We start from the raw sequence: 22680 nt of genomic DNA, 5'->3' as shown, positions 1-22680 counted from the left end.
GCTCACCAGAGGTACGGCCCCCACATCAGGGCTACGGTTCCGAATACGCCGACAGCGGTGAACAGCGCCGCCGCGCTGACCAACAGAGCCGCAAGCACCTTGAGTGCGGCGTGGCGGCTGCGGGTGGCGGCGAGGTAGAGCTCCAGCACGGCCAGCGGGATCAGGTAGCTGCCGAAGGCCATGACGATGTCGGCGGGGCCGGACATGGTGTCGGTCATGCCGACGGGGCCGCGATTGACCAGGATCCAGCCCATCAGGCCTATGCGCAGGAACCAGACCCCGCTGACCACCATGAAGGTCCGCATCGCCCAGACCCGGTGGACCTCGAACCGTCGCTGCAGCGCCCTTCGCAGTGCCATGGCGCCGAAGATCAGGATCAGGACGGCGTCCAGAAGGATGGCGACGCCGGAGATGGACGACAGCCAGCTCTGACGCACGACGGTCAGCCAGACTCCGCTGAGGGCCATGACCGCCGCGAGGGTGAGGAACAGCCGCCCGGTCCAGCGGTGCAGGCGGGGGCGGTTGCGGCGCAGGTCGGGGATCAGCTGCATCAGACCCGCCAGCGTCAGGACGGCGGCGAGCAGGACGTGGGCGGCGAAGACCGCGTTGCCGATGTCGTCGCCGCCGATGTAGCCCTTGATGAGGGGCTTGTCGTTCCAGGCGGCGAACCGGCCGGTGACGGTCCGGACGCCGTAGAAGGCCAGGATGAAGCCGACGAAGGCGAGCTGGCCGATGGCGGCGACAGAGAACCAGCCCGCGCCGGACCAGCGGAGCAGGCGGGCGGGCAGGGCAGCGGACGAGGACGACATGGAGGCTCCGGAGCTCGGTCAGTGATCGGTCCGGGATCGCCCGGGGACAGGGGAGCGGTCTCGCCGATTTGGAATTCGGCCAGAGTTTCCGGATCAGGCAGGGTGGACAGGAGGCCGGGTTCGGGAGAGGACGGGGGCGGGATTGGGAGATCGCCGTTGACGGTCATCGCCTTCAGGGAAGACGCCCGTCGCTTCGGGCCGCCGGGTCGACTGGGCCTCTATGCCGTGGTCGCCGGCCTGTCCTTCGTCGCCTACATCCTGGCGAGGCTGCTGGAGGGGCCTGCCTCAACGGCCTTCGCGGTGTTCGGGGTTTCGGCCTGCGGATGGGGATGGCTGCTGGCGCGCGCGCTGTTCGATCCCGCGCCTCGCGACGTCGCCTGGCCGCTGGGAGTCGTCCTGGTCCTGACCGCGATGGGGGCGGTGAGCCAGCTGACGTCGGGCGCCGGAGGCGTCGGCGGGTTCGCCGACAATCTGTACGCCTTGACCGGGTCGGCGGCCCTGCTGCTGACTTTCATCGAGCCGTTCCAGCGGCGGGGCTGTGACCTGTCGCGGAGCGAGCGGCGGTTCCGGGTGGTCTTCACGGTCGTCTTCACCCTGCTGGTCTGCGTGTCCGTTCTTGGCGTGCGCGTGGCGCCGGGGCCGGTGGAAGTGGTCTGCGCGGTGGTCGGCCTGATCGGCGGGCTGGCCGCGACGACGTTTCGCATCCGTCATCCGCTGCGGACGGCCGCGCCGCCGCCGGCGGAGAAGCGGGCCGCGACGGGGGAAGACGTACAGCTGGCGGCCCGCCTGACGGCCCTGCTGGAGAGCCAGGCCGCCCATCTGGAGCCGGACCTGAAGATCGGCGACGTCGCCGCCCGGCTGGGAGAGCCGGAGCACCGGCTGTCCCGCTGCATCAGCGCGGCCACCGGCTTTCCGAATTTCAACCGGCTGATCAACCATTACCGGGTCGAAGACGCCAAGCGGAGGCTACGCTCGCCTGAAGGGGAGGTCTCCATCCTCAATGTCGCGCTGGACTGCGGCTTCGCCTCGGTCGGGCCGTTCAACCGGGCCTTCCGGGACGAGACCGGGATGACACCGCGCGCCTGGCGGGCGCAGGCGCGGGACTGAGCTAGTCCACCGCGCGGCAGTCGGTGGGGGGCAGGCCATCGGCGGTCCAGGTGGCCATGACGCCCTTGCCGCGCAGCTCATGGCCCGAGGCCCGGTACCAGATGCCGTCGCCGCCCCGCTGGAGGAAGAGGTCCACGGCCTCGCCGTTGGAGTTGCGGACGGTGGCCATCGCTGCATCAGCGCGGCCACCGGCTTTCCGAATTTCAACCGGCTGATCAACCATTACCGGGTCGAAGACGCCAAGCGGAGGCTACGCTCGCCTGAAGGGGAGGTCTCCATCCTCAATGTCGCGCTGGACTGCGGCTTCGCCTCGGTCGGGCCGTTCAACCGGGCCTTCCGGGACGAGACCGGGATGACACCGCGCGCCTGGCGGGCGCAGGCGCGGGACTGAGCTAGTCCACCGCGCGGCAGTCGGTGGGGGGCAGGCCATCGGCGGTCCAGGTGGCCATGACGCCCTTGCCGCGCAGCTCATGGCCCGAGGCCCGGTACCAGATGCCGTCGCCGCCCCGCTGGAGGAAGAGGTCCACGGCCTCGCCGTTGGAGTTGCGGACGGTGGCCATCTGGCGGGGGTTGTCGAAGTCGACGGTCAGGCGCTGGCCGTCGGTGCAGATGTAGCTGGTGCGGATGACCCGGTTGAGGGCGCGGTCCTGAAGCTCGGCGCCGGTGCGGCGGCGGGCGGTCTGGGCCTCCTCGGCGCGCTGGCGGACCGAATCGCCGTCGGTCGGGGCCTCACTCGGATTGGGGCCGCAGGCCGCGAGCAGGAGGACGGTGAGGGCCGGGGCGATCAGCGTCTTCATGCGGGAACAAGCCTTGCCGTTACGGGGTCGGCGGATCAACGCGCGGCCTTGTCCGCCGTTCCTTTGCGGCGGGCGCGGAAGAAGGAGCGAAGCAGGTCACCGCCCTCGGGGGCCAGAACACCGCCCTCGACCCTGGGACGCCAGTGGCAGGTGGGCTGGTCGAAGAAGCGGGGGCCGTGGGCGACGGCGCCGCCCTTGGCGTCGTCCGCGCCCCAGACGACCCGGCCGATCCGGGCATGGCTGATGGCCCCGGCGCACATGGCGCAGGGTTCAAGCGTCACATAGAGGGTCAGGCCTGTGAGCCTGTAGTTACCGAGCTTTTGGGCGGCGGCGCGCATGGCGACGATCTCGGCGTGGGCGGTGGGATCATGGGCGCCGATGGGGCCGTTCATGCCCTCCGACACCACCTCGCCGGTGCTTTCGTCGACGATCACGCAGCCGACCGGAGTCTCTCCCGCGTCCGCCGCCGCTTGCGCGCAGGCCAAGGCCATGCGCATGAACCGCTCATCATGGCCTTCCATCCCCGAGACAACGACAAGAAGCCGCGCCCGCGTCAAGACGGCGACCGCGACGGCCCCCGCAAACCCTATGTCAAACGCGTCGAAGGCGCGGATGACGAGCGCGGCCCCAAGGGCGGCAAGCCCTTCGCCAAAGGCCCGCGCAGCGACAAGCCCGCCGGCAGGTTCGGCGCGAAGCCCGGCGCCAAGCCTGCCGCGGCTGACGAGGCCCCCAAGCGCAGCGAGCGCATCGCCAAGGCCATGGCCCGGGCGGGAATCGCCTCGCGCCGTGAGGTCGAGCGCCTGATCGGCCTGGGCCAGGTGGCGGTGAACGGCAAGATCCTGGACACGCCCGCGACCCTGGTGACCCGCGACGACGTGATCACGGTCAACGGCAAGCCCATCGGCGCGGCCCAGGCGACGCGCGTCTGGCGCTATCACAAGCCCGCCGGGCTGGTGACCTCGCACGGCGACCCGCAGGGCCGTCCGACGGTCTTCGACGCCCTGCCCAGCGGCCTGCCGCGGGTGATCTCGGTCGGCCGCCTCGACCTGAACACCGAAGGTCTGCTGATCCTGACCAACGACGGCGAGCTGAGCCGGGCGCTGGAGTTGCCCTCGACCGAGCTGGTGCGCCAGTACCGGGCCCGCGCCCGGGGCCGGGTGACCCAGGCCGAGCTGGACAAGCTGAAGGAAGGGGTGACCGTCGATGGCGTCCGCTACGGCCCGATTGAGGCGACCCTGGACAAGGCCAAGGAGAAGGCCGAGGGCGAGAAGTCGTCGGCCAATCTGTGGATCAGCGTCTCGATCACCGAGGGCAAGAACCGCGAGGTCCGCAAGGTGCTGGAGAGCATTGGCCTGACCGTGAACCGCCTGATCCGTCTGGCCTATGGCCCGTTCCAGCTGGGCACCCTGCCGGTGGGTTCGGTGGAAGAGGTCGGCCCGCGGGTGATCCGCGAACTGCTGGCCGAGCATATCCGGCCCGAGAACCTGCCGACCGGCAACACGGTCAGCACGCCCGCGCCGATCCCCGGCCGCCGCACCTCGGCGCCGATCGTGAAGGGCAACTCGGGTTCGGCCATGTCGGACCCGTCGCGCAAGCCGAGCCGCGTCCGCGCCGCCGAGGCGGCGGCGGAGGAGGGCGGCGACACCGGTCGTCGCGCCCCGAAGAAGGAAGGCTGGGCCAGGGCCAAGCCCAAGTTCGAGCACACCAAGACCTTCAAGCCGCGCGAGCGGACGGCTCCGGCCCGGACGGAAGACGACGAGCGGGGCGAGCGGCCCAGGCGCGCCTTCACGCCGCGCGACGACCAGTTCATCGACGACCGGCGCAAGCCGGCGGGCGGCGCCCGCAAGCCGGGGGGGAAGACCGGCGGCAAGCCGGCCTTCGGAGACAAGCCGTCGGGCGGCCGCGGCTTCGGCAAGCCCGCCGGTGGCGGCGCGGCCCGTCCCGGCGGATCGCGGCCTTCGGGCGGCGGCTTCGGCGGCAAGCCGGGTGGCGGCGGTCGCGGCGGTCCGCGCGGCGGCTCGCGGGGCTAGGCCATGAGCGAGCGCCTGTCCGGTCGGTGCCTGTGCGGGGCGGTGACCTTCACCGCCACGCCCGTGGGCGGCATGCACGCCTGCCACTGTGAGAGCTGCCGCCGCATCTCCGGCGGGGTCTCGCTGAGCGCCAACTGCGGCGACAGCGTCGAGGTCTCCGGCCCGCTGGCCACCTATGACTCGTCGGACTGGGCCGAGCGGCAGTTCTGCCCGACCTGCGGCTCGGGCCTGTTCTGGCGGCTGAAGGCGGGCGGGATGACCATGGTCTCGGTGCAGGCGTTCGATGATCCGGGCGCCTTCGCCTTCGAGGACGAGATCTATGTGGACTCCAAGCCCGGCAACTACGCCTTCGCCGGGGACCGGCCCCGGCTGACCGGCGCCGAGGTCGAGGCGATGTACGCGGGCGGCGAGGACTGAATGCGGATCGTCGCCGGAAGCCTGAAGGGCCGGGCCATCACCACGCCAGAGGGCCAGAACACCCGTCCGACCTCGGACCGGGCGCGCCAGGCCATCTTCAACGTGCTGGAACACGCCGCCTGGGCCGAGCCGCTGGAGGGGGCGAGGGTCATCGACCTGTACGCCGGGTCCGGGGCGCTGGGCTATGAGGCCATCAGCCGGGGCGCCGCCTTCGCCCTGTTCGTCGAGATCGAGGACGAGGCGCGCGGCGCCATCCGCGAGAACGCCGACGCCTGGGGCCTGATGGGCCGGACGCGGGTGCACCGGCGCAGCGCCACCGACCTGGGCGTCCGCCCGGGCTCGGACGGCGAGGCCTTCGACATCGCCTTCCTCGACCCGCCCTACCGCAAGGGCTTGGGCGAACAGACCCTGGCCCGGCTGCTGGAAGGCGCCTGGCTGAAGCCCGGCGCCACGGTGGTGTTCGAGCGGGGCTCGGACGAGCCGGAGATCGAGACGCCCGGCTATGAGCGGCTGGACGCCCGCGACTATGGCGCGGCGCGGGTGCTGTTCCTGAGGGTGAAGGCGCCGTCAGAGGGCTGAGTTCAGGCTCACGGACCGCCGGGCGGGCGGCCTTCGCGGCCCCGCTGACGCCGCGCCGCCCGTTTCGAGGGGCGGGCCTGCTCCGAAATGTGCACTCCGGAAAAAATGGAGTGCACATTGTGCACATTTTCTCGTGGGGCGGGGTCTGACGGGGCGGGCTCGCCTTCGGGTGAAGCGCGACAAAAGCGGCTGGAGTTTGGGACAGGACCGTCTGGAGCACTAATCCAGCCAGAACGGCTCCTTCCGCCCCTCTTGGCGTAGACCGATCCGCCAGCTGGACATCCTGCCAGCGCCCGCCGCGTCTTCCGTGACCTTCCCGGTGTTCAGATCGATGAAGCCGAACCGGTCCCCACCGAACAGGTCCACATTGGCTCCTGCGAGCACCCCACCGTCGCGCGTCACATAGAGGCCCCGGCTGGTCTTCCGTTCAGGCATGGCGAACGGGGCGGCCTCGGCCTCAGGCTCGAAAACGATGTCGGCCGCGATGCGCCCGAAGTGCGGCAGCAGCACATTGGCGCCGTAGATCACGGGAAAATGGCTGGTGTGCTGGCCCTTGGACCACAGGAACACCACCAGCAGGTCGTTCCGCTCTTGCGCGATGACCCCGAGGGCCGGGGTGCCGTCTGGCCACTCAGACATCACAACGTCGCCAGCCTTGACGTCATTAAGGTTGGCGTAGGTGGAAAAGCCCTGTGCTGACACGCGCATCGAAAGCCCCGATCTAGGAAGACGCAGGATCGCGTCCATCAACCAATTAGGCAAAGCTGGCGCGAATGTAAGAACCGGCCCTAATCGCCCTCTAGAAGCCCCCTCAGCGCCTGATCACGAACATCAGCGCCACGTTGCGGGGGCGGGTCTCGGAGCCACCGGTGGAGCCGGTCGGGGTGTTGCGGTTCGAGCCGATGTTCTCGGCATCCTCGACCGCCCCGTCGCCCGAGTTGGCGTTGTCGCGGGCGGGGATCGCGTGGGTGTGGGCCTTGAACTCGTCGGCCTGCCAGCTGCCGAGGGCGCGGCCGGCGTCCACGCCCCGGCCATGGTCCCAGCTCCGGACGAACTCACCGCGCAGGTCCGGAACCCGGAACTGCAGGCCGGTCTCAGTGCCGGTGTTGAAGGTGGTGCCGATGACCGCGAACAGGTCGGCATGGTCAGCCCGCAGGTAGACCGCGCCGTCGCATTCCAGATAGCCGGCCGGCGCCACGACGCTCGGCCACTGGCGGACGAAGCCGACGCCTCGCGCGGCGGCCATGGCCTCGGACATCATCGCGCTGATCCGGGTCTCGATGGCGGCCAGCAGCTGGCCGTGGTCATCCTTCTCCAGGTCGATGCCCGCGCCCTCGATGACGCCGCAGATTTCCTCCTGCACGGCGTTGAGGAACGGGGCGTCCAAGATCGTGCCGCCCTGGCCGATCTGGGGGTTGCCTTCCCGGAACAGGCCGTTGTCGTTGCCGTCGGTGTCGATGCGGTGCATGGCTCAGTCGTTCCTGAAGTCGCAGTAGAAGGTCGGGACGGGCTCGGGCGCCCAGTCGAAGCTCACGGTCGAATAGGCGGGCGAGGCGCGGCTGATCACGCATTCCAGGTCCGCCGAGGCGTAGACCGGCGCGTCGGTCAGCACGGTCGGCCCGTAGATCGCCACCCGCCAGGCGAAGGCCCAGGGGCGACCGAGGATTTCCTGCGGCACGCGGAACGGCAGGCGGCTGGGGCGGAAGCTCTCGACCTCGGCGTCATAGCCCAGCAGGGCCGCCACCCCGACGAAATAGCCCTTGGACTGGCCGCCCAGGCTGGCCACCTTCTGGTGCACGGCCAGACGTCGGCCGGCGATGGTCGGATCGGCAACCACACAGCCGTCCGGCAGTCCATAGGCCCGCTCCCAGTCGCCCAGCATCTGGTCCACGATCCGGGGGTCGGCCTCGACCAGCAGCTGCGCGCCCATGGCGTCGGCGCGGGCCAGCTCCTCGGCCCACGCGCCCAGCAAGGCGTCCAGCACCGTCCCCGACTCCTGCGGCCAGGCGACGCCCTGGGGCAGCAAGGTCTTCAGCTGGGCCAGATAGTCTTCCGGCGTCGCCATCAGACCGGCCAGGTGATGACGCCGCGCACGACGATGCGGCCGGCGGGCGGGGTGAAGTTGGCCGTGGGCGAGGCCAGGACGTGGTCGCGCTCACCGGCGGCGGTCGAGATGGCCTCGCGGATGTGGGTCAGCAGGATCGTGCCGTTCGGCTGGGCCTCGCGGAACAGCAGGTCGTCGATCTCGGCCTCGATGGCGGCGCGGGTCGCCGCATCGTTGGGCTGAAGGCCCGTAATCGTCAGGTTCAGCGGCTCGGGGATCGGGGCGAACACGACGGTCTCGCCCGGCGCGGGCGCCTTGAGCTCCATATAGGCTTGCACGGCCTCGACATCGTCCTCGGTGGGGATCGGATTTGGGCGCCCGTCCATCATGAAGGCCACGCCCACGGTCCCGGCGCCCATCCAGCCCTTGTAGGGCCAGGCCCGCGTCACCTCGGGGACCTCTTTAGCCCAGCGGACATAGTCATGCGGGGCGCCGCCCTCAGGCGTCTGACGCAGTCGCTCCAGCAGCCTCGCGCGCAACAGGTCGTCGGTCTCGGCATCCGCACCGCCGGTCAGGCCAGCGCCCGCCACCACGACATTGGCGGCCACCCCGGCGATGGGCGAGACGAAGGCCAGCTTGACCCCCACTGCGGCGACGCCGCCGATGCCCGGCGTGGTGGCGGCAAGCGGGATGGTGGCGATGCCATCGGCGATGATTGAATCGCCCTGGGTCAAATATTCGCGCCCGCCCGGGCGCTGCAGCACGGTCCCGGCCGGGATCACCGAGCCATTGACGCCGGTGGCCGTCGCCACCCCGGCCGCCGTGGTCGCGGGCTTTCGATCGACGCGACGACTGCTGGCGTGGTCCTCCAGATATTGTCCGGTCGCCGTGTCCGGCAGGATCTGGCGCGATAGCTGGTCGATGTAGCCATACAGCCCATGCACGGCCCCGGCGTTGACCTTGGCCAGGGCGTCCAGCACCGACTGGCGCAGTCGGCTGTCCGCACCGGGCAGGCGGGCGTTCAGGTCGTCCTGGGCGCGGCTGATCAGCTGGCTCAAAGAGGGTCGTTGAATCGCCATCAGAGGCCTTTCCAGACGAAGTCGAAGCGTTCGCGGTCCGGGCCGTCCCCCCGACCGATTAGGATATGCAGGCCCAGCGCAGCCGGGCCGACCACCTCGACTGTCACCACCAGCTCGCGGGCCACGCCGTCGCGGACCAGCCACATCAGGGCCTCCTCGGCGTATTCCCGAGCCCGGGCCACCGTGTCGGGCGTCAACTTCTCGCGGGCCAGCAGCCACAGGCGCGAGCCCATGCGGTCTTCGTCCGCGCCCAGGGCGTCGGGCCACCAGCCGCGCCGGTCCGCGCCCTCCTGCGGCAACACATCGTCCGGACGCGCCCGGGCGTCGGTGAACAGCGACAGGATCACGGCGGTCTTCAGCCCGCCGTCCTTGGCCAGATCGCCGTCCAGCAGCGCCAGATCGGCGGCGAACGCCTCATCGCTCCAGATCAGGGCCAGATCGGTCATTTGGCCCTCGCCTTGGTCGCGGTGGCCACCACCTTGCCCGCCGTGACCGGATCATCATGGCGGGCGATGGCCTTGCCTTCGCCGGCAGCGCCGCCCACCACCACATTGCCAATCAGCTCGATGTCAGGCGCCGTGACCTTGAAGCCCTGGGCCGCCTCGATCTGGATCGACTTCGCCGTGACGATGCGAATGCCGTCGCGCGACAGCAGCACGGACTGGCCCTGGTCGTCATAGATCTCGACCTCGCCCTCTTTCAGCTCCCGCGTCCGGTACTCGCGATTATCGACGGCGATGATCAGCGGATGCGACCTCAGACCGCCGGGGAACATCGCCACGCCCTCGGCCCCCGGATGCGGTCGCGAGGTGAAGCCGTAGTTCTGGAAGCGCTCGCCTTCCAACACCTCGTCAGCCAGCCCTTCGGCCTGCACCGTCTGCAGACCCGTCCCGTCATCCACGCGCGTCACCGTGACCCGCGCCACCATCATCTGGATTCGGGTCATCAGCGGCCCGGACAGCCGCATCCAGTCAGCGCGCCTCACTGTTCCGCCTCCGTCGAAGGCTCGGGGCGATAGGCGTCCGGCGGCGACAGGGTCAGGCTGGTGGTCGAGCCGCTTTCGCCCAGCTCGAACGAGACGTCGGCGATCAGGATATCGCCGTCGATACCCAGCCACGGCGCGTCGGTCGGCACGATCAGATCGCCGCTCCAAAGCGCACCGTCCGGATCACGCCAGCCTTGCACCTCGGCCACGACCCGCCGCCCAGCGGCAGCACGAACATTGGCCTCCCAGCCAGCTCGCGCCTGCAGGGACGCCAGGGTAGCCTGTTCCTCGGCCAGGATCAGGGTCGGGCGATAGCGTTTGATCGCCGGGTCCGTGACCTCGGCCTTCGGCCCGGCGGCGGCGCGACCGTTGCTCTCGTCGTCCCCCGACGACTGGCCCTTGACCACATACAGGCTGAACCGGTCGCCCACGTCATGCTCGGCCGAGGCGGACAGCATGTCGGACTGGCGCAGGGTGAACCCGGCACGCCGGCGGCCGGGGGTGATAAACTCGATCTGTCCCGCCGGCGTCGATACGACCAGAAATCCCCGGAACCGCGCCATCCGCTCCAGCGCATCCCACACCGTCTCGCCCTGCTGCAGGCTGAACCGGCGGAAGGCCGCGCCCACATCGGTTCGAGCCACGACCGTCAGGCCGAAGGGCTGGACCAGATCACTTGCGATCTGCAGCAGGGTGCGGTTGGCCCAACTGCCCGGGCTGTTCAGGGCGGCGCAATCCACCAGATCGGCCGTCCGGTCGCGGCCCGTGACGGTCAGGCGCCGGCTCTCGGCGTCAAACTCCGGCGTAGCAGTGTCGATCCAGCCGGTGATCACCAGCTCGCCACCGATCAGCACCTCGCAGGCCTCGCCGGTGCGGATCTTCAACGGCGCGCCATCAGCCGAGGGCCGCTCGGCATAGGACAGGCTGAAACTGCCCGCCGGAAAGCGAAGCCCCTTCGACACATTGACCGTGGTCCAGCCCTCGAACAGCATGCCGCCGACCTTCAGGGTGACCAGCTCGGGCTCAGACATCGCTCAGCACCTCAAGGCGCTGGCCTGCCGGCACGAAGCCGGGATGGGCGACGCGGTTACGCTCGACGATCTCCTCGGCCCGCCGGGCGTCGCCATACAGGCGCTGGGCGGTCACCAGCACGGGTTCGGTGCTGACGGGGCTGTAGTCGTACAACCGGCTCAGATTGCCGCCCCGGGCGGTGATGTCGCGCACCACGGCCAGACCCAGCACCCGCAGGGCCTGATAAGCGCCGTCGTCGCCGGCGTCGGCGAAGTCCAGGGCCGCCGCATCGATCCGCCCGATCAGATCCTCGCGCACCTCCAGGGCGTCGTCATAGGAATCGAACGTCATCGCCGCCACGGCCCTCGCGGCCTCGGCCGAGGCGGTCAGGGTGATCTGGCGGTCCAGGGCGTCGGCGTTGCGCCGCTCGGCCATCCGGGCCGGGGTGGTGCCGGGCGCGGCCTCGCCGGTCGAAAAGCCGATCAGGTTGCGCAGTTCGCGGTAAGCCGCCCGGGGCGTGTCGGCCAGCAGGCGGATGTCGGCGATCAGGCCGGCCACCGCCGCCCCCATGTTCGGGACCTGCCTGACCAGCGTCAGCGCGCCCGACCTCAGGTTGGCGATCCTCAGGCCGATATTGGACATCGCCTCGCGGGCGCTGCGCAGCCGCCCCATCGCCCCCTGCAGGCCGTCCGACAGGGCGCCCAGACGCGCCGCGGCGCCCTCGGCCACGAAGCCCGGCAGACCGCCCACCGAGAACCGTTCCTGCAGGCCCTCCTGCCCCTCGGCCGAGGCGGCGACGGCGGCGGCCTCGACCGCCGAACCGCTATCGACCGTCTGGGTCGGCCGGGTCTCGCCTTCGCTGATGAAGGTGATGTTGAAGAAGGCGGCGCCGCCGTCGTCCTTGCTCTCGCGGGCGCGCCACGACTCGACGCTCAGCGTCAGGGTCCCGCGATACGGATGAACCAGGCTGCCCGGCCCGGCGGCGTCCAGCGCCGCGATCAGGGCGTCGCGCGCCTGGTCATAGTTGGGGCCGATGACTAGGCAGTCGATGTCGAACCCGTGCGGACGACGGCCCAGGTCCTCGACCATGGCGCCGTCCCGCTGGGGGAACTCATGCACGGCCAGGCGACGCCCGCCGCTCTGGTCCGCCCCCTCGATGTGGAAGAGCGCCCCCCGGAACGAGCCCTCGCGCAGTCGGTCGCGCCAGCTCAATCCACACCCCCGCCGCGTCGGTTGTCGGTCACCAGGGATTGGACCGCGTTGCCCGTGGCCCGGGCGGTGACGCGCGGCGGACCTTCATGCCGGGTGGTGACGGTGACGGCCAGTCCGCCATTTGCCCCCCGACCGGGGATGTTCGGCTGCGGCGCGGTCGGGCGATTGCCGCCGCCACCCGAGCCCCCGCCGCCCACCGCGTGGGTCACGGCCTTGATGATCATGCCACCGCCGGTGATCGCAGCCCGGAACCACGCTGGGAAGGTAGCCCACACCATGGCGATGGCCAGCTTGAAGGCGTCGGACAGCCATTTGCCGAGGCCGCCCAGCCAGTCGACAAAGCCCTTCCAGCCCGCCTTCAGGGCAGCCCAGATATCCTCCCAGTTCCGGAAAAGGTACCAGCCTGCCAGCGCGACCAGACCAAGCGCCGCGATGACCAGCGCGACCGGCGCGACGGCGATGCCGAGGAAGGCCGCGATCGCGCCCGCACAGCCCAGCAGGAGCGAGGTCACCCAGCCGATCGCCACCCCCACGCCGTTGGTGATCAGCCCCTCCAGACCGCCGATGAAGTGCATGAACTTGGCGAACCCGTTCGCCGCTTTGATCACCCCGTTGGTGAACTCGACCCAGTTGACCTCGGTCAGCAGTTTCTTCAGCGAGACCAGCAGTTCGACCAGACTGGCGCTGATCTGCGCGGCCCACTCGTCCAGCTTGCCGTTGGCCGCCGCCGTGGTGACCAGGTCCAGCAGGCCCTGAAGCTCGCCCTTCACGAAATCGAACAGGCCCGCGTCGGCCACCTTCCGCTGGAAGCTGGTCAGCATGTCCATAAGGTTCGACCAGAGACCGTTGAAGGTCTTGGACTGCTTCTCCATCGCGCCTTCGAAACGGCTATCGAAGATGCCGAGCAGGTTGCGGCGGATGGCGTCGCCGCTTTTCTTCGAGGTCGCCACGACTTCCTTGCCGGCGCGCTGATACGTCAGGCGGACCTGATCACCCGCCGCCGAGCCGCGAACCCCGAACTCCTTCAGGCGCTCGAACTCGCCGGTCTGGGCGTCGGCGAACATCTCGACCGCCTGCATCAGATCCTTGTTCATGGCGCTGGCCGTGTTGCCGAGCGTTTTAAGGGTGCCGTCGGTGGGGTCGATGCCGTAGCTGCGCAGCGCGACGAAGGCCTCCATCACCTCGTCCAGCTCATAGGGCGTGGTCTTGGCGAACTCCTCGACCCACTGCATGGACGCGCGGGCCTTTTCGGAGTTGCCCTCCAGCGTCTCCAGCACCGCCGCGAACTGTTCGAACTTCGCCCCGGTTCGGATCGCGCCCCCCGTCAGCCCTCCCCAGCTGAGGGCCGCCAGACCGGTCATTGCCGTCAGCGCCTTTCCGGCCAGTCCCGCAAGACCTTTCAAGGCCTGACCGCCGATGCGCGCGGCGCTGGGCAGTTCAACGCGCAGGCTCCGGGCGATCTTTCGGATCGGCGCGGTGAGCCGATCGACCGCCTCGATCAGGACCTTAAGTTTTAGCTGAGCCATGGATGTGTTCGGCCTGCTTGAGCCAGAAGATGAGATCGGCCGCCTTCATTCGATCGATCTCGGAGGGCTGAATGCCGAGGGCGAGTAGCTTGGCTACTCCGTTCCGCCATCCGTCAGGCCATCGGGCAAAAAACCCTGGACCTTCTCGGCGAGGGCTTTGAAGTCAGGCCCCTTGAGCTTTTCGATGACCCGCACCGGCTGGCGGGTCATCTTGGCCATCAGGGCGAGCAGCATCGAACCCTTGTGGGTGTCCGGCAGCCCGTCGATGGCGCGCAGATCGCCAGCCTCGAACTCGTGAAGCTCCAGCTGGATGATGGTCTCCTCCCGCTCTTCGCCGCCGCCTACGGGGCGCATCAGCAGGGTGATCGGACTGACCAGCGGGATCAGGGTGACGTTTTCCATCGCCATCAGCTCATCATCTCCTCGGCCGCGCGGCCTTCAATCACGACCGGGGCCTTGCCCTCATTGTCGGTGATAGTGGGGGGCTCGGTGGACCAGCCGTGGCTGATCACGTAGGTCTGGCCCGTGTCGCACTGGAACTCGATGGTGACGTCGTTCCAGTCCATGATTTGTTTCAGCGACGTGCGAGCGGTGTAAGCGATCTCGCACTCCAGCTTCGATTGCCGGGGCGCCTCGGTGTAGCCCAGCACATCATGAGCGCCGACCACGGTCGTGCGGACCGTGCCGCCCGGGTCCAGCTTGGCCCCCGGCAGCGTCTGCAGCGTGTTGCCGTTGGATTTGATGAGCGCGCGGCCCAGCAGCTTAGACATCGTTTAGAGGCTCCTTACAGCCGGAACTGGACCTTGCCGGCGAAGACGCGCAGCTGGTTGATGAGGCGGGGCGGGATCAGGGCGTTCAGGCGGTTGGGGTCGTTCGGATCGCGCTCGACGATCAGGTCGGCCTTGAACGCCTCCATGTCCTCGACCAGCCCCAGGGTGATCCAGTCGCCGTACAGGCTGACCAGCTCGGCCCGGATCGTCTTGGGCGTCACCACGGCCTGGCCGGGGCCGTACGGCACCCCGTCGTCGCCCAGCTTGTGCCGGCCATACTTGGTCGAGATGCGCGCCCGGGCGCTCCAGCGCAGATAGCCCAGGGTCAGCGGTGTGTTGACGTCCAGATAGGCGCCGTCGGGCAGGCCGAAGCCATTGGTCTGGTAGGTGGTGATCGGGCGCTCCAGCATCACCGAACCGTCCGCCGCGACCGTGAAGGTCGAGATGCCGTCGCGCAGCAGCAGGTCGCGCTCCTGGCGGCTGAAGCGGTCCGCCGCCGCCGGGGCCAGCACGTCCGGCAGGATCAGCGTCTGGAAGGGCCGCGCCGGGTCGATGGCGCCGTAGTAGGAGATGACGCCGGCGCTGGCCGCCGCGATCACCTCGGGCCGGGTCGGCGAGCCCTTCAGGCCGCCGATGGTGACGTGCGGGCTGTTCCGGCCCGAGCCGAGGGTGGTCAGGGTCGCGAACGATCCGGCGGCCGCCGTATGGGCCAGCCCCTCGATCATGCGCAGCGGCCCCCAGCGGTCGGCCAGCTCGGCCTCGACGACGGCCAGGTTGGCGGCGTCCGTCCAGGGAATGACGAAGTGGTTGAACCAGCTGTCCCCGATGGCGGCGAAGGCGGCGGCGACGTCGGGGTTGGCCGCGCCGGCCACCGAGGAGGCGACCACCAGCGTCAGGCCCGCCGGGACCACGTCCTCGGTGCGATAGGCGAAGCGGATGTCGGTGGCGTTGCCCAGCTCGCCCTTGTGACGGTCGGTCAGGGTGACCACGCCGGCGGTGTTGGCCTGGGCGCTGACCGGCAGGTCCGGCGCGGCCTGCAGGGCGGCCGCGATCTTGGTGCCGACGTCGGCGGCGACGTCGCCGATGGTGATGGCCACCTGGACGCGCTGGCCGCCGATCCAGACCGGCAGGGCGCCGGACTTGGTCGCCGTTCCGGTGACGGTGATGGTCTTGGCCGCCGCCACGCCCGCGCCGTTGTCGGCCAGCGCCAGACCCGAAACCTCGGCGGTCGGATTGGCCTTCAGGAAGGTGGCGAACATGCGCGCCAGCATCGAGCCGCGACCGAACTCGGCGATGGCCTGGTCGGTAGAGGTGATGCGGACGGCCACGCCGGTCGCGGCGGTCCCGGCGTTGGTCTTCTGGCCGATGACCAGGATGCGCTGCGGCTGCAGGCCCGCGCCCGAGGTGGCGCGGCTGGCGTCGAACTCGATGAACGTGCCGGGCGTCCGCAGATCGAGCGGGATCTGATTGAAGTCGATCATCAGGCTTTCGGTCCCTTTTGGGCTTTGGGCGGGGTGGCGGTCAGGACGTCGGCGTCAGCCAGGCGGCGGGACCAGTAGGCGGAAGGGGTGACCCGGGCGCCCGTGGCAGGCAGCGGCTCGCCGGTGGCCGGATCGGGGACGCGCAGCCCGGCGGCGGGCTTCAGGAAAATCTGTCTCAAGACGGCATCTCCACACGGTCCGTGGCTTCGACGACGTCGTCCGCCGGCAGACGCGCGCCGGTCTCCGGATCGGGCGTCAGCTCGGCCAGCGGCGGCAGGTCCCAGTTGACGTTGAAGGTCGAGAAGTCGGTCAGGGCGGGCGAACCGAAGGTGTTCCGCGCGACCGTCATCCGCGTCCGGAACTCCGAAGCGAAGACCGACAGCTTGTTCTCAAGGATGGTCTGGTTCGGGCGCACGGGCTGGGTCTGGATCAGCTGCAGGCCGCCGATCTCCAATCCCAGGGAATGGCCCTGGATCAGCCCGATCGCGTCCTGCAGCAGCTGATAGGAGCCGGGCTCATTGGCCGGTCCGCCGCCGTGGCGCTGGGCGGTCTCATTGCGCAGGCTCTTGGCCGCGACGACCACGCCGAAGGCCGCCTCGACCTGAACCTCGTCGCCCAGGTCCACCGGATTGCGCCAGCCGCCGAAGACCACCCAGGCGGCGGGATAGGCCCGGTCGCCCTTGATCTTCTCCTTCAGGTACAGGTCGAAATTCTCCGGATAGCTCTCGACCGTGCGGAAGCGGTAGCCCAGCACACCGGCCTCACCCGCCGCCTTCAGGCGCGCGATGATGGCGTTCTCGACCTCGGCGATGCCGGTCATTGAAGCGGCTCCTGGAAGAAGTCGTGGATCAGGGCCGCGATCTCGGTGTTGTCGTCGGCGTCGATGCCGAAGACCGGGCGGGCCGGGATTTCGACCTCCATGGCCGAGCGGAAGCCGACGCCCGGGACGAAGAACTTCATCGGCTTGTCGCCCTTGGCGCGGATCGTCATGCCGTCCTGGTGCACATGCGCCCACGGCCAGTTGGTCCCCCACTGGGCGAAGTCCGACCCGGCGGACCAGGTGATGCTGGCCTCATACTGGCCGGTGTCCCGCAGGGTCTGGCCGCCTTCGGCCTTGGCGCGGGCGCTCTTCTCCCAGGTCTTGCCGTCCGGACCCTTCTGGCTCTCGAACCGGTAGCGGCTCGATTCCTCGCCATAGGCCCCGATCTGATCCATCAGCGGGCTCATGTCCTGGCCGCGCCGGAACAGCTGGTTCAGCCGGTCCTGTGCCTCGATCAGGCCGTTGATCGTCACGCCTTCGCGAACCATCAGCAGCCCCTCACCGGAGAGATGCGATAGGCGATGATGTCGGCCGCATTTGACCGACGCGGGCTGTGCAGCCAGTCAAACTCGTCAGACAACTGCTCGTAGTCTTCCGAACCGTCTCGATACCGCACATCCACGCCCTTGAGCGGAGCCGGATTTTCGCCGCCCGACCACAGAAGCCATTCCGTCGAGTGCTTCATCACCAGCCCTTCATCGAGGAGCGGCTGAAGATGCGGTCTTCGCTCTGGATGACCATGACGTCGTCGCGGCCCTCGGGCTCGGCCGGGCCGCCCGGGGCGCTGATGACGGGCAGCTTGATCACACCCTTGGAGATGTTGGTCAGGGCCTTGACCGCGTCCTCATAGCGCTGGCGCACCTGGTCGGTGGCGGCGGTCGTGTAGAGGCGATAGCGGGCGATGTCGCAGGCCAGGGTCTGCAGCAGCGGCGGGGTGCTGGCCAGCGGCAGGGCGTACTGGGCGGCCACATAGCCGTCGATCTCGTTGGTCGCCGCGCCCAGGGCGGCGGTCACCACCACGACGTCGATCTGGCCTGACGGCGGGTCGGCGCGATCGGTGAGCTGGATCAGCTCCTCGTCGCCGCACAGCGTCTTCAGGTGGTCGAGGGTGGCGTACACGTCGGGTCCTTCAGGGATTGAGCCGGGGGCTCGGGGCTGCCCCGCGCGAGGGGCAGGCCGGAGGCTCCGGAAGCAAACGGCGGGACAGGGACCTGCCCCGCCGTCTCAGTTCATTCGAGCCGTCGCCGTCAGGCGAAGGCGGTCGCCTGCGGTGTGCCGGTCTGGGGCGCGGCGAAGCGCGGCAGGGCCGACAGCTGGACCACGGCGGGGTTGCCGAGGCTGGCCAGCAGATGGGTCAGCGCCCAGACCGTCAAAGAGCCGCCCGCGACAGCCATCAGGGCGGTCTGGGTGATCTCGACGACTTGGGGCAGAGCCGCCTGGACCGGCGGGAAGGCGAAGGCGACGGCGCTGACGAAGAGCGCCAGAAGGAAGGTTCGGAAGAGCTTCACGGGTGGGTCTCACAGAGGGTGGATGTCCGGCGGCGACGGGCGCCGCCGCCGGTTACTCAGCGGCCTTACTTGGCCGCCGACTCCTTGGCCGGAGGCTTGGCCTTCGGCTTCGGGGTGGGTTCAGCCGGCGACGGATCGGCGTCCCCGCCGTCCGGTTGGACGTCGCGGGTGGTATTCGGTTGAGCCGTCCCGGCCTTCAGCGCCTCGATGTCGGCGTTGGCGGCAGCGAGCAGGGCATCGGCTTCCTCCAGGTCGGCCTTGAGCGTGAGGATCGAGGCGTCACGGTCGGCGACGACCGCCTTGGACTGAACCTGCGCCTCGATCAGCGACGACAGCAGTTCATCGACGTGATCGACCGGCCAGAGGTTCAGCGCTTCCAGATCGGGACGCGACAGCGACACCTGGGCCAGCAGGTCATCCCAGGAGGCCGCCTTGGCCAGGATGGCGGGATCGACCTCGACGGCGCGCTCTTCGCCCTCAGCCTCGAACCCGTCCACGTCCTGAACGACCGACAGGAGCCCGCCCCGGATTTCGTCCGTCAGCGGCGTCCAGGAGCCGTCCGCCTCGCGGCCCTCAATCGTCAGCACTCCATCGGCGAGGATGGCGCGCTGCTGGTCGCGGGTCAGCTCGGACGTGTCCACCTCGGTCCAGCTGGACCCGAAGTCCTGGCCGCCCCGGCGGTAACCCTGCCGGGACGACTTGATGCGGACAATGCGATCCGTCATGGGCGCGGCGCCTTAGGGCAGGCGCCGAGCTTCGATCAGCTCGACGGCGTTGAAGTGGATGTTGGACGCGCCGCCGGCCAGGTTCTGGGCCTTGAACAGCGTCTTGGCCGCCGCCTCGTTCGAGGCGCCGTAAACGACGTGGGTGGCCTTCAGGCCCAGCGGCTCGCCCTCGTCATTCTTCAGCGCCGCCATAGCAGCCTGGGCCGCTTGGTAGTTGGCGGCGTTCAGGGCGCCGGTGCAGCGGTGCGCCAGCTGCCACAGGGTATAACCCGCGCCGCCGCGCGCCTCCGAGCCCATCAGGAACTCGCCGGTCTTGAAGACGTGGCTGTCCTCGGGGTCGGTGACCATGGCGAAGGTCGGGGCCTTGCGCTTCTGGTACAGCACCGGCTTCAGCGGCTTGGACAGATCGACCAGATACCAGGCCGCGTTCGAACCATCGCCCGAGATGTTCGAGGCGACGCCACCGAAGGTCGGGTGTTCATCGTCGAAGTAGTTCTGACCATCGTAGCACGGGCGGACGTGGCCCTGGTCCAGAGCCGTGAACGCCAGCGAGTCCTTCAGCTGACCCGCGTCCTGGCCCCAGCCCTGCACGATGGGGCCGTACAGACCGAGATTGTCATCGTCGATCTTGTGCTTGTGGATGCCGAGCGTGGCTTCGAAGTCGTCGTTGATGAGCTGGTAGCTCTTCTCTTCGATCGACTTGATGCGCTTCTCGCCGACCCATTTGCGGAAGATCGGCAGGTCGCCCAGGAAGCCGTAGGTCTCGACCCGAGTCGAAGACGTGACCTCGCTCGTCAGCGGGTCGGCGACCGGAGCCGCCAGGGCGATGCCGCGCTGGAAGTCGGATTTGAAGCCCGTGCGCAGGGCTTCAAGGTTGGTGCGGGTGATCAGCAACGGGTTCGCTCCTTAGGCCCAGGCGGCCTTGCCGATGGACACGAAGACGCCCTCGGCGGTGACGTCTTCGATCGCCCCGGCCTTGGCGCGGGTCGAGTTGGGGGAGGTCTTGGCCACCGTCTCGTCATCGACGATGTAGGCGGTGCGGCCGATGTCGGCGGCGGTGATGGCGTCGCCTGCGGCCGAGTTCTTGAAGCAGTAAGGCCTGCTCCGATCGACCTCGACGGTGACCGCGCCGTTCGCGGCGCCGCCGGTGACGGTCTCCAGCGCCACGCCCGCCGCGACATAGGTGGCGGCGTCGGCGGCCTTGGCCGCGTTGTCCGCGCCCTGACCTTCACGGGCAGCACGCGCGTTGCCGGCGGCCAGGATGACCAGACCGGACTGGATGATGGTCACACCGGCGGCGACGGCCAGGCGGAAGCGACCGGCGCCCGCCAGGGCTTCGATCTTGCGGGGTTTGGTAAGGGCCATCAGGCGGCCTCCTCGTCACGCGCCTTCAGGAAGTCGGCTTCGGCCCAGCCCATGGAGGCGCACACCGCCTTCTCGGAATCGGACAGATGCCCCTTGGTCGGCTGGACCTCCTGGTCGGGCTTGGCGCCCGGCTGGAGCACGACCGGGGCGGCATCGACGATCGCCTTGAACTGATCGGCGTTCGAGGCGTGCAGGGCGATGAAGGTGTCGCGGGCGGCCGGGGTGACCTTGCCGGCCTTGATCGCGGCGTCAGTCGCCTCGACGGCGGCCTTCCGGGCCGCGTCGGCCTTAAGCTGGTTGACCTCGGCCTGCAGGGTGACGACGACGTCGTCCTGACCCGTCTTGGCCTTGCTGGCGTTGATGGCGGTGACCACGTCGGCCGCCGAGGCGGTGACCGCGCAGCCCGACGCCTGGGCGACGGTGGCGAAGCCGGCGCTGCCGGTCTTCAGGGTGTCGATCGCGCCGTGGATTTGCTCCTCGGTCGCATCGTCGCCCAGGCCGAGGCTCTGGGCGAGCTTGGTCTTGTCCAAGTCGGTGTCTCCAATGACAGGTTCGGCCTCGGACGCCAGCGCGCCGAGTTCCAGGTTGGGCTTGTTGGTCAAGCCGGCCCGCAGGATCGCCATGACGCGTCCCGTGGTTTTCGAATGGGGGAAGACCGGGCTGATGTAGCGGTACTCCCGCGCGGCCAGGGCGGCCTTCGCCTTGTCGGTCCAGTCAATGCGCCCCCAGATGCCGTCCTCACGGGCCGACATCTCGACGATCCAGCCCGAGGCCGGGGCGGTGCCGCCGACGCCGTCCGTGGCGGCGTAATCCGTCTGGTGGTCGTAATCGACGACGGGGTCGCGGCTCTCGGCGCGCGGCTTGCTGGCCGCGACGATCTGCTCGGCGTGGGCGACGTTCTCGATCAGATAGCCGCCACGACCGTCCACGCCGCCGAAGCGGCCCATGGGCAGCAGCTTCACCCAGTCGAGCGGCGCGCCGTCAGCCGAGGCCGCCAGCGTGACGCACTCGGAGGCGACGCCGAACGCAAGGGCAGAGGTGGAGGTCTTGGTTTTCAAGAGCGGCTGGGTCCCCGAGTAGGTCGGGAACATGCCGGATCGCCGGGAGCGGTTTCAGGTGCAGGCTCGCACCGGAGACAGTCGCTTCAGGGGCCGCTGAAAACCCTCTTAGATCGACTCACGCCGGTAGACCACCCGTCCGCCCAGAACGGCGACGATGTGGAAGTCGGGCTCGGCCGAGGAGCGCACGCGCCAGCCGTCCGTTCCGAACTCGGCCATCACATCGATCAGGCCGTCGGGGGTGCTGAAGGCGGCGACATAGCGACGGACCAGCATCTGGCGACCGTCCTCGGCCTCGCGCCAGACCTCCCTGATCTGGTCCGGATCGGCAATGGCGCGGGCGACCAGCTGCAGGCTGCGGACCCGAACCTCGGGCCACCGCGGCGCCTTGCCGTCCAGGCGTTTGAACAGGGCCGGACCGATGGCCAGCCGGTCGCCCGCCACGTCCTGGAACACGCGACCGGTCGCGGCCTCCAGCTCGGCCAGGAAGGCGGCGGCCGCGTCCGCGATGTCGGTGCCGGCGTCCAGCAGCTCGCCCTCCCGGGCGGGCGACTGGGCCATGGTCGCGACCGGATCGTCACCGCCGCTCTCCGGGACATCCGGCAGCGGCCGAGCGGTGATGCCGTCGAGATAGGCTTCCCCGACATTGAAGTTGAAGCCGGGATCGATGCCCTCCTCGATCATCGAGACCTCGCCGGTGCGGCGGTTGACGTGCCGCTTCATCGGAAACCGGATCGGCTCCTCGGTCACGGTCCAGCCGCGACGCTGGATCGTCCGCAGGTTCAACTGCTGGACGCCGCAACGACACCGCCAGCCGCACGGCGTGTAGTGGGTCCGCCACCACGGATGACCCACCGGCAGGATCGTACCGTGCCAGGCGAGGTGTTGCGGGCGGTTCCGCCCGTCACCGCCCGGACCGCCGACACAGAAGTACCGGAGATAGGGCATGGCGGCCGCCACCCGCTGGATGCGCTCCCAGCGGCCCGCCGAGTAGGCGCTGCGCATGTTGACGTCGAAGATGGTCCGCAGCCTGCGCGGTGAGCCCAGCTGGACCGGCCCGGCCTCGCCGGTCAGCGGGTCCGTCATCTCCTGGACGCCCCACCAACCCCGCGCCTGCAGGATCGGCGTCAGCTCCTCGCGGAACTGCTCCAGCGTCCGCCCTTCGGACAGGGCGCGGTCCAGGGCGGCCCGGATGTCCTCCAGGACTTCCCGCCGCATGGCCTTGGCCACGGTGAAGGCGCGGGCGTGTTCCTCCTGCCAGACGTCCTCCCAGGCGAACGACGGCAGCAGCCCCTTCCGGCGAAAGAAGTTGATCGCCTCGACGGGCGGCAGCGGCTTCAGCTCGACGGCCATGGCG

The 22680-nt window shown here is 69.5% G+C and carries 32 protein-coding genes; 5 read left to right on the top strand and 27 right to left on the bottom strand.

Annotated features, from left to right (window positions below):
• Positions 1 to 2: 2 nt before the first annotated feature.
• A complete protein-coding gene (locus ACTIEF_RS06810; RefSeq protein WP_439471360.1) occupies positions 3 to 809 on the bottom strand; it encodes a DUF2306 domain-containing protein in 807 nt (268 codons plus the stop codon).
• Between the two features lie 156 nt (positions 810 to 965).
• On the opposite strand from ACTIEF_RS06810, the gene ACTIEF_RS06805 reads away from it, so the two are divergent.
• A complete protein-coding gene (locus ACTIEF_RS06805) occupies positions 966 to 1916 on the top strand; it encodes a helix-turn-helix domain-containing protein (RefSeq protein ID WP_439471359.1) in 951 nt (316 codons plus the stop codon).
• Between the two features lies 1 nt (position 1917).
• On the opposite strand, the gene ACTIEF_RS06800 is transcribed toward ACTIEF_RS06805, so the two are convergent.
• Complete coding sequence (locus tag ACTIEF_RS06800) at positions 1918 to 2085, bottom strand: hypothetical protein (protein WP_439471514.1); 168 nt, start codon at positions 2083 to 2085, stop codon at positions 1918 to 1920.
• On the opposite strand from ACTIEF_RS06800, the gene ACTIEF_RS06795 reads away from it, so the two are divergent.
• Entirely contained in the window at positions 2035 to 2307 is a 273-nt protein-coding gene (locus ACTIEF_RS06795) for a helix-turn-helix domain-containing protein (protein WP_439471507.1), read from the top strand. The two genes, ACTIEF_RS06800 and ACTIEF_RS06795, sit on opposite strands and share 51 nt — an antisense overlap.
• Position 2308: 1 nt before the next feature.
• Here the strand turns inward: ACTIEF_RS06795 and ACTIEF_RS06790 are convergent, their stop codons facing one another.
• Positions 2309 to 2713: an MliC family protein gene (locus ACTIEF_RS06790; RefSeq protein ID WP_439471358.1), complete on the bottom strand. Its 405-nt coding sequence runs from the start codon at positions 2711 to 2713 to the stop codon at positions 2309 to 2311.
• A gap of 35 nt (positions 2714 to 2748) precedes the next feature.
• Positions 2749 to 3234 carry a tRNA adenosine(34) deaminase TadA gene (gene tadA, locus ACTIEF_RS06785; protein ID WP_439471357.1) on the bottom strand — a complete coding sequence of 162 codons (486 nt, stop codon included), beginning with the start codon at positions 3232 to 3234 and terminating at the stop codon, positions 2749 to 2751.
• Here tadA and ACTIEF_RS06780 point away from each other — a divergent pair.
• From ACTIEF_RS06780 to rsmD, 3 genes are read left to right on the top strand one after another with little or no spacing between them, the layout of a single operon-like run.
• On the top strand, positions 3223 to 4743 hold the full coding sequence (locus ACTIEF_RS06780; protein ID WP_439471356.1) for a pseudouridine synthase: 1521 nt from the start codon (positions 3223 to 3225) through the stop codon (positions 4741 to 4743). The two genes, tadA and ACTIEF_RS06780, sit on opposite strands and share 12 nt — an antisense overlap.
• A gap of 3 nt (positions 4744 to 4746) precedes the next feature.
• Entirely contained in the window at positions 4747 to 5160 is a 414-nt protein-coding gene (locus tag ACTIEF_RS06775; RefSeq protein WP_439471355.1) for a GFA family protein, read from the top strand.
• A complete protein-coding gene (gene rsmD / locus ACTIEF_RS06770) occupies positions 5161 to 5739 on the top strand; it encodes a 16S rRNA (guanine(966)-N(2))-methyltransferase RsmD (RefSeq protein WP_439471354.1) in 579 nt (192 codons plus the stop codon).
• A gap of 219 nt (positions 5740 to 5958) precedes the next feature.
• Here the strand turns inward: rsmD and ACTIEF_RS06765 are convergent, their stop codons facing one another.
• From ACTIEF_RS06765 to ACTIEF_RS06655, 23 genes are all read right to left on the bottom strand, one after another.
• Positions 5959 to 6486, bottom strand: a complete 528-nt coding sequence (locus tag ACTIEF_RS06765) for a hypothetical protein (protein WP_439471353.1) — start codon at positions 6484 to 6486, stop codon at positions 5959 to 5961.
• A gap of 64 nt (positions 6487 to 6550) precedes the next feature.
• A complete protein-coding gene (locus ACTIEF_RS06760; protein ID WP_439471352.1) occupies positions 6551 to 7207 on the bottom strand; it encodes a phage tail protein in 657 nt (218 codons plus the stop codon).
• A 3-nt stretch (positions 7208 to 7210) separates the two neighbouring features.
• Positions 7211 to 7804: a YmfQ family protein gene (locus ACTIEF_RS06755; protein WP_439471351.1), complete on the bottom strand. Its 594-nt coding sequence runs from the start codon at positions 7802 to 7804 to the stop codon at positions 7211 to 7213.
• Positions 7804 to 8862, bottom strand: a complete 1059-nt coding sequence (locus ACTIEF_RS06750) for a baseplate J/gp47 family protein (protein ID WP_439471350.1) — start codon at positions 8860 to 8862, stop codon at positions 7804 to 7806. The genes ACTIEF_RS06755 and ACTIEF_RS06750 overlap by 1 nt, the downstream gene beginning before the upstream one ends.
• Positions 8862 to 9308, bottom strand: coding sequence for a phage GP46 family protein (locus tag ACTIEF_RS06745; RefSeq protein ID WP_439471349.1), 447 nt, complete (start codon positions 9306 to 9308; stop codon positions 8862 to 8864). Before ACTIEF_RS06745 ends, ACTIEF_RS06750 begins: the two co-directional genes overlap by 1 nt.
• Entirely contained in the window at positions 9305 to 9847 is a 543-nt protein-coding gene (locus ACTIEF_RS06740) for a phage baseplate assembly protein V (protein ID WP_439471348.1), read from the bottom strand. Before ACTIEF_RS06740 ends, ACTIEF_RS06745 begins: the two co-directional genes overlap by 4 nt.
• Entirely contained in the window at positions 9844 to 10878 is a 1035-nt protein-coding gene (locus ACTIEF_RS06735) for a phage baseplate assembly protein (protein WP_439471347.1), read from the bottom strand. Before ACTIEF_RS06735 ends, ACTIEF_RS06740 begins: the two co-directional genes overlap by 4 nt.
• On the bottom strand, positions 10871 to 12070 hold the full coding sequence (locus ACTIEF_RS06730) for a DNA circularization protein (protein WP_439471346.1): 1200 nt from the start codon (positions 12068 to 12070) through the stop codon (positions 10871 to 10873). Before ACTIEF_RS06730 ends, ACTIEF_RS06735 begins: the two co-directional genes overlap by 8 nt.
• The gene (locus ACTIEF_RS06725) at positions 12067 to 13596 is read right to left on the bottom strand and encodes a tape measure protein (protein ID WP_439471345.1); all 1530 of its coding nucleotides are present in this window, start codon (positions 13594 to 13596) and stop codon (positions 12067 to 12069) included. Before ACTIEF_RS06725 ends, ACTIEF_RS06730 begins: the two co-directional genes overlap by 4 nt.
• Before the next feature lie 93 nt (positions 13597 to 13689).
• A complete protein-coding gene (locus ACTIEF_RS06720; protein ID WP_439471344.1) occupies positions 13690 to 14004 on the bottom strand; it encodes a phage tail assembly protein in 315 nt (104 codons plus the stop codon).
• Positions 14004 to 14366, bottom strand: coding sequence for a phage tail tube protein (locus tag ACTIEF_RS06715; protein WP_439471343.1), 363 nt, complete (start codon positions 14364 to 14366; stop codon positions 14004 to 14006). Before ACTIEF_RS06715 ends, ACTIEF_RS06720 begins: the two co-directional genes overlap by 1 nt.
• Positions 14367 to 14380: 14 nt before the next feature.
• Positions 14381 to 15847 (bottom strand): phage tail sheath subtilisin-like domain-containing protein, encoded by a 1467-nt coding sequence (locus ACTIEF_RS06710; RefSeq protein ID WP_439471342.1) that lies wholly within the window; start codon positions 15845 to 15847, stop codon positions 14381 to 14383.
• Entirely contained in the window at positions 15847 to 16026 is a 180-nt protein-coding gene (locus ACTIEF_RS06705; RefSeq protein ID WP_439471341.1) for a DUF2635 domain-containing protein, read from the bottom strand. The genes ACTIEF_RS06710 and ACTIEF_RS06705 overlap by 1 nt, the downstream gene beginning before the upstream one ends.
• A complete protein-coding gene (locus ACTIEF_RS06700; protein WP_439471340.1) occupies positions 16023 to 16667 on the bottom strand; it encodes a phage protein Gp37 in 645 nt (214 codons plus the stop codon). The genes ACTIEF_RS06705 and ACTIEF_RS06700 overlap by 4 nt, the downstream gene beginning before the upstream one ends.
• A complete protein-coding gene (locus ACTIEF_RS06695) occupies positions 16664 to 17155 on the bottom strand; it encodes a phage virion morphogenesis protein (protein ID WP_439471339.1) in 492 nt (163 codons plus the stop codon). Before ACTIEF_RS06695 ends, ACTIEF_RS06700 begins: the two co-directional genes overlap by 4 nt.
• On the bottom strand, positions 17155 to 17352 hold the full coding sequence (locus tag ACTIEF_RS06690) for a hypothetical protein (protein WP_439471338.1): 198 nt from the start codon (positions 17350 to 17352) through the stop codon (positions 17155 to 17157). The genes ACTIEF_RS06695 and ACTIEF_RS06690 overlap by 1 nt, the downstream gene beginning before the upstream one ends.
• Positions 17352 to 17786, bottom strand: a complete 435-nt coding sequence (locus tag ACTIEF_RS06685) for a gp436 family protein (protein ID WP_439471337.1) — start codon at positions 17784 to 17786, stop codon at positions 17352 to 17354. Before ACTIEF_RS06685 ends, ACTIEF_RS06690 begins: the two co-directional genes overlap by 1 nt.
• A 128-nt stretch (positions 17787 to 17914) precedes the next feature.
• The gene (locus ACTIEF_RS06680; protein ID WP_439471336.1) at positions 17915 to 18175 is read right to left on the bottom strand and encodes a hypothetical protein; all 261 of its coding nucleotides are present in this window, start codon (positions 18173 to 18175) and stop codon (positions 17915 to 17917) included.
• 65 nt (positions 18176 to 18240) lie between these two features.
• Positions 18241 to 18900 carry a hypothetical protein gene (locus ACTIEF_RS06675; RefSeq protein WP_439471335.1) on the bottom strand — a complete coding sequence of 220 codons (660 nt, stop codon included), beginning with the start codon at positions 18898 to 18900 and terminating at the stop codon, positions 18241 to 18243.
• Positions 18901 to 18912: 12 nt separating this feature from the next.
• Positions 18913 to 19794, bottom strand: coding sequence for a Mu-like prophage major head subunit gpT family protein (locus ACTIEF_RS06670; protein WP_439471334.1), 882 nt, complete (start codon positions 19792 to 19794; stop codon positions 18913 to 18915).
• A 12-nt stretch (positions 19795 to 19806) separates the two neighbouring features.
• Positions 19807 to 20265 carry a hypothetical protein gene (locus ACTIEF_RS06665; protein ID WP_439471333.1) on the bottom strand — a complete coding sequence of 153 codons (459 nt, stop codon included), beginning with the start codon at positions 20263 to 20265 and terminating at the stop codon, positions 19807 to 19809.
• Complete coding sequence (locus ACTIEF_RS06660) at positions 20265 to 21323, bottom strand: phage protease (RefSeq protein ID WP_439471332.1); 1059 nt, start codon at positions 21321 to 21323, stop codon at positions 20265 to 20267. The genes ACTIEF_RS06665 and ACTIEF_RS06660 overlap by 1 nt, the downstream gene beginning before the upstream one ends.
• Positions 21324 to 21431: 108 nt before the next feature.
• Positions 21432 to 22676, bottom strand: a complete 1245-nt coding sequence (locus ACTIEF_RS06655; protein ID WP_439471331.1) for a phage minor head protein — start codon at positions 22674 to 22676, stop codon at positions 21432 to 21434.
• Positions 22677 to 22680: the final 4 nt, after the last annotated feature.

Source organism: Brevundimonas sp. (assembly GCF_051858995.1).
GTDB lineage: Bacteria > Pseudomonadota > Alphaproteobacteria > Caulobacterales > Caulobacteraceae > Brevundimonas.
The sequence above is the reverse complement of the archived record's forward strand: the minus strand, read 5'-3'. Positions and strand labels throughout refer to the sequence as shown.

Bases quoted from the DNA above. Each gene is read 5' to 3' on its own strand.
- ACTIEF_RS06810 (WP_439471360.1), bottom strand. From the start codon at position 809: ATGTCGTCCTCGTCCGCTGCCCTGCCCGCCCGCCTGCTCCGCTGGTCC.
- ACTIEF_RS06800 (WP_439471514.1), bottom strand. From the start codon at position 2,085: ATGGCCACCGTCCGCAACTCCAACGGCGAGGCCGTGGACCTCTTCCTC.
- ACTIEF_RS06790 (WP_439471358.1), bottom strand. From the start codon at position 2,713: ATGAAGACGCTGATCGCCCCGGCCCTCACCGTCCTCCTGCTCGCGGCC.
- ACTIEF_RS06780 (WP_439471356.1), top strand. From the start codon at position 3,223: ATGGCCTTCCATCCCCGAGACAACGACAAGAAGCCGCGCCCGCGTCAA.
- tadA (WP_439471357.1), bottom strand. From the start codon at position 3,234: ATGGAAGGCCATGATGAGCGGTTCATGCGCATGGCCTTGGCCTGCGCG.
- ACTIEF_RS06775 (WP_439471355.1), top strand. From the start codon at position 4,747: ATGAGCGAGCGCCTGTCCGGTCGGTGCCTGTGCGGGGCGGTGACCTTC.
- rsmD (WP_439471354.1), top strand. From the start codon at position 5,161: ATGCGGATCGTCGCCGGAAGCCTGAAGGGCCGGGCCATCACCACGCCA.
- ACTIEF_RS06765 (WP_439471353.1), bottom strand. From the start codon at position 6,486: ATGGACGCGATCCTGCGTCTTCCTAGATCGGGGCTTTCGATGCGCGTG.
- ACTIEF_RS06760 (WP_439471352.1), bottom strand. From the start codon at position 7,207: ATGCACCGCATCGACACCGACGGCAACGACAACGGCCTGTTCCGGGAA.
- ACTIEF_RS06755 (WP_439471351.1), bottom strand. From the start codon at position 7,804: ATGGCGACGCCGGAAGACTATCTGGCCCAGCTGAAGACCTTGCTGCCC.
- ACTIEF_RS06750 (WP_439471350.1), bottom strand. From the start codon at position 8,862: ATGGCGATTCAACGACCCTCTTTGAGCCAGCTGATCAGCCGCGCCCAG.
- ACTIEF_RS06745 (WP_439471349.1), bottom strand. From the start codon at position 9,308: ATGACCGATCTGGCCCTGATCTGGAGCGATGAGGCGTTCGCCGCCGAT.
- ACTIEF_RS06735 (WP_439471347.1), bottom strand. From the start codon at position 10,878: ATGTCTGAGCCCGAGCTGGTCACCCTGAAGGTCGGCGGCATGCTGTTC.
- ACTIEF_RS06725 (WP_439471345.1), bottom strand. From the start codon at position 13,596: ATGGCTCAGCTAAAACTTAAGGTCCTGATCGAGGCGGTCGATCGGCTC.
- ACTIEF_RS06720 (WP_439471344.1), bottom strand. From the start codon at position 14,004: ATGGCGATGGAAAACGTCACCCTGATCCCGCTGGTCAGTCCGATCACC.
- ACTIEF_RS06715 (WP_439471343.1), bottom strand. From the start codon at position 14,366: ATGTCTAAGCTGCTGGGCCGCGCGCTCATCAAATCCAACGGCAACACG.
- ACTIEF_RS06710 (WP_439471342.1), bottom strand. From the start codon at position 15,847: ATGATCGACTTCAATCAGATCCCGCTCGATCTGCGGACGCCCGGCACG.
- ACTIEF_RS06700 (WP_439471340.1), bottom strand. From the start codon at position 16,667: ATGACCGGCATCGCCGAGGTCGAGAACGCCATCATCGCGCGCCTGAAG.
- ACTIEF_RS06695 (WP_439471339.1), bottom strand. From the start codon at position 17,155: ATGGTTCGCGAAGGCGTGACGATCAACGGCCTGATCGAGGCACAGGAC.
- ACTIEF_RS06690 (WP_439471338.1), bottom strand. From the start codon at position 17,352: ATGAAGCACTCGACGGAATGGCTTCTGTGGTCGGGCGGCGAAAATCCG.
- ACTIEF_RS06675 (WP_439471335.1), bottom strand. From the start codon at position 18,900: ATGACGGATCGCATTGTCCGCATCAAGTCGTCCCGGCAGGGTTACCGC.
- ACTIEF_RS06665 (WP_439471333.1), bottom strand. From the start codon at position 20,265: ATGGCCCTTACCAAACCCCGCAAGATCGAAGCCCTGGCGGGCGCCGGT.
- ACTIEF_RS06655 (WP_439471331.1), bottom strand. From the start codon at position 22,676: ATGGCCGTCGAGCTGAAGCCGCTGCCGCCCGTCGAGGCGATCAACTTC.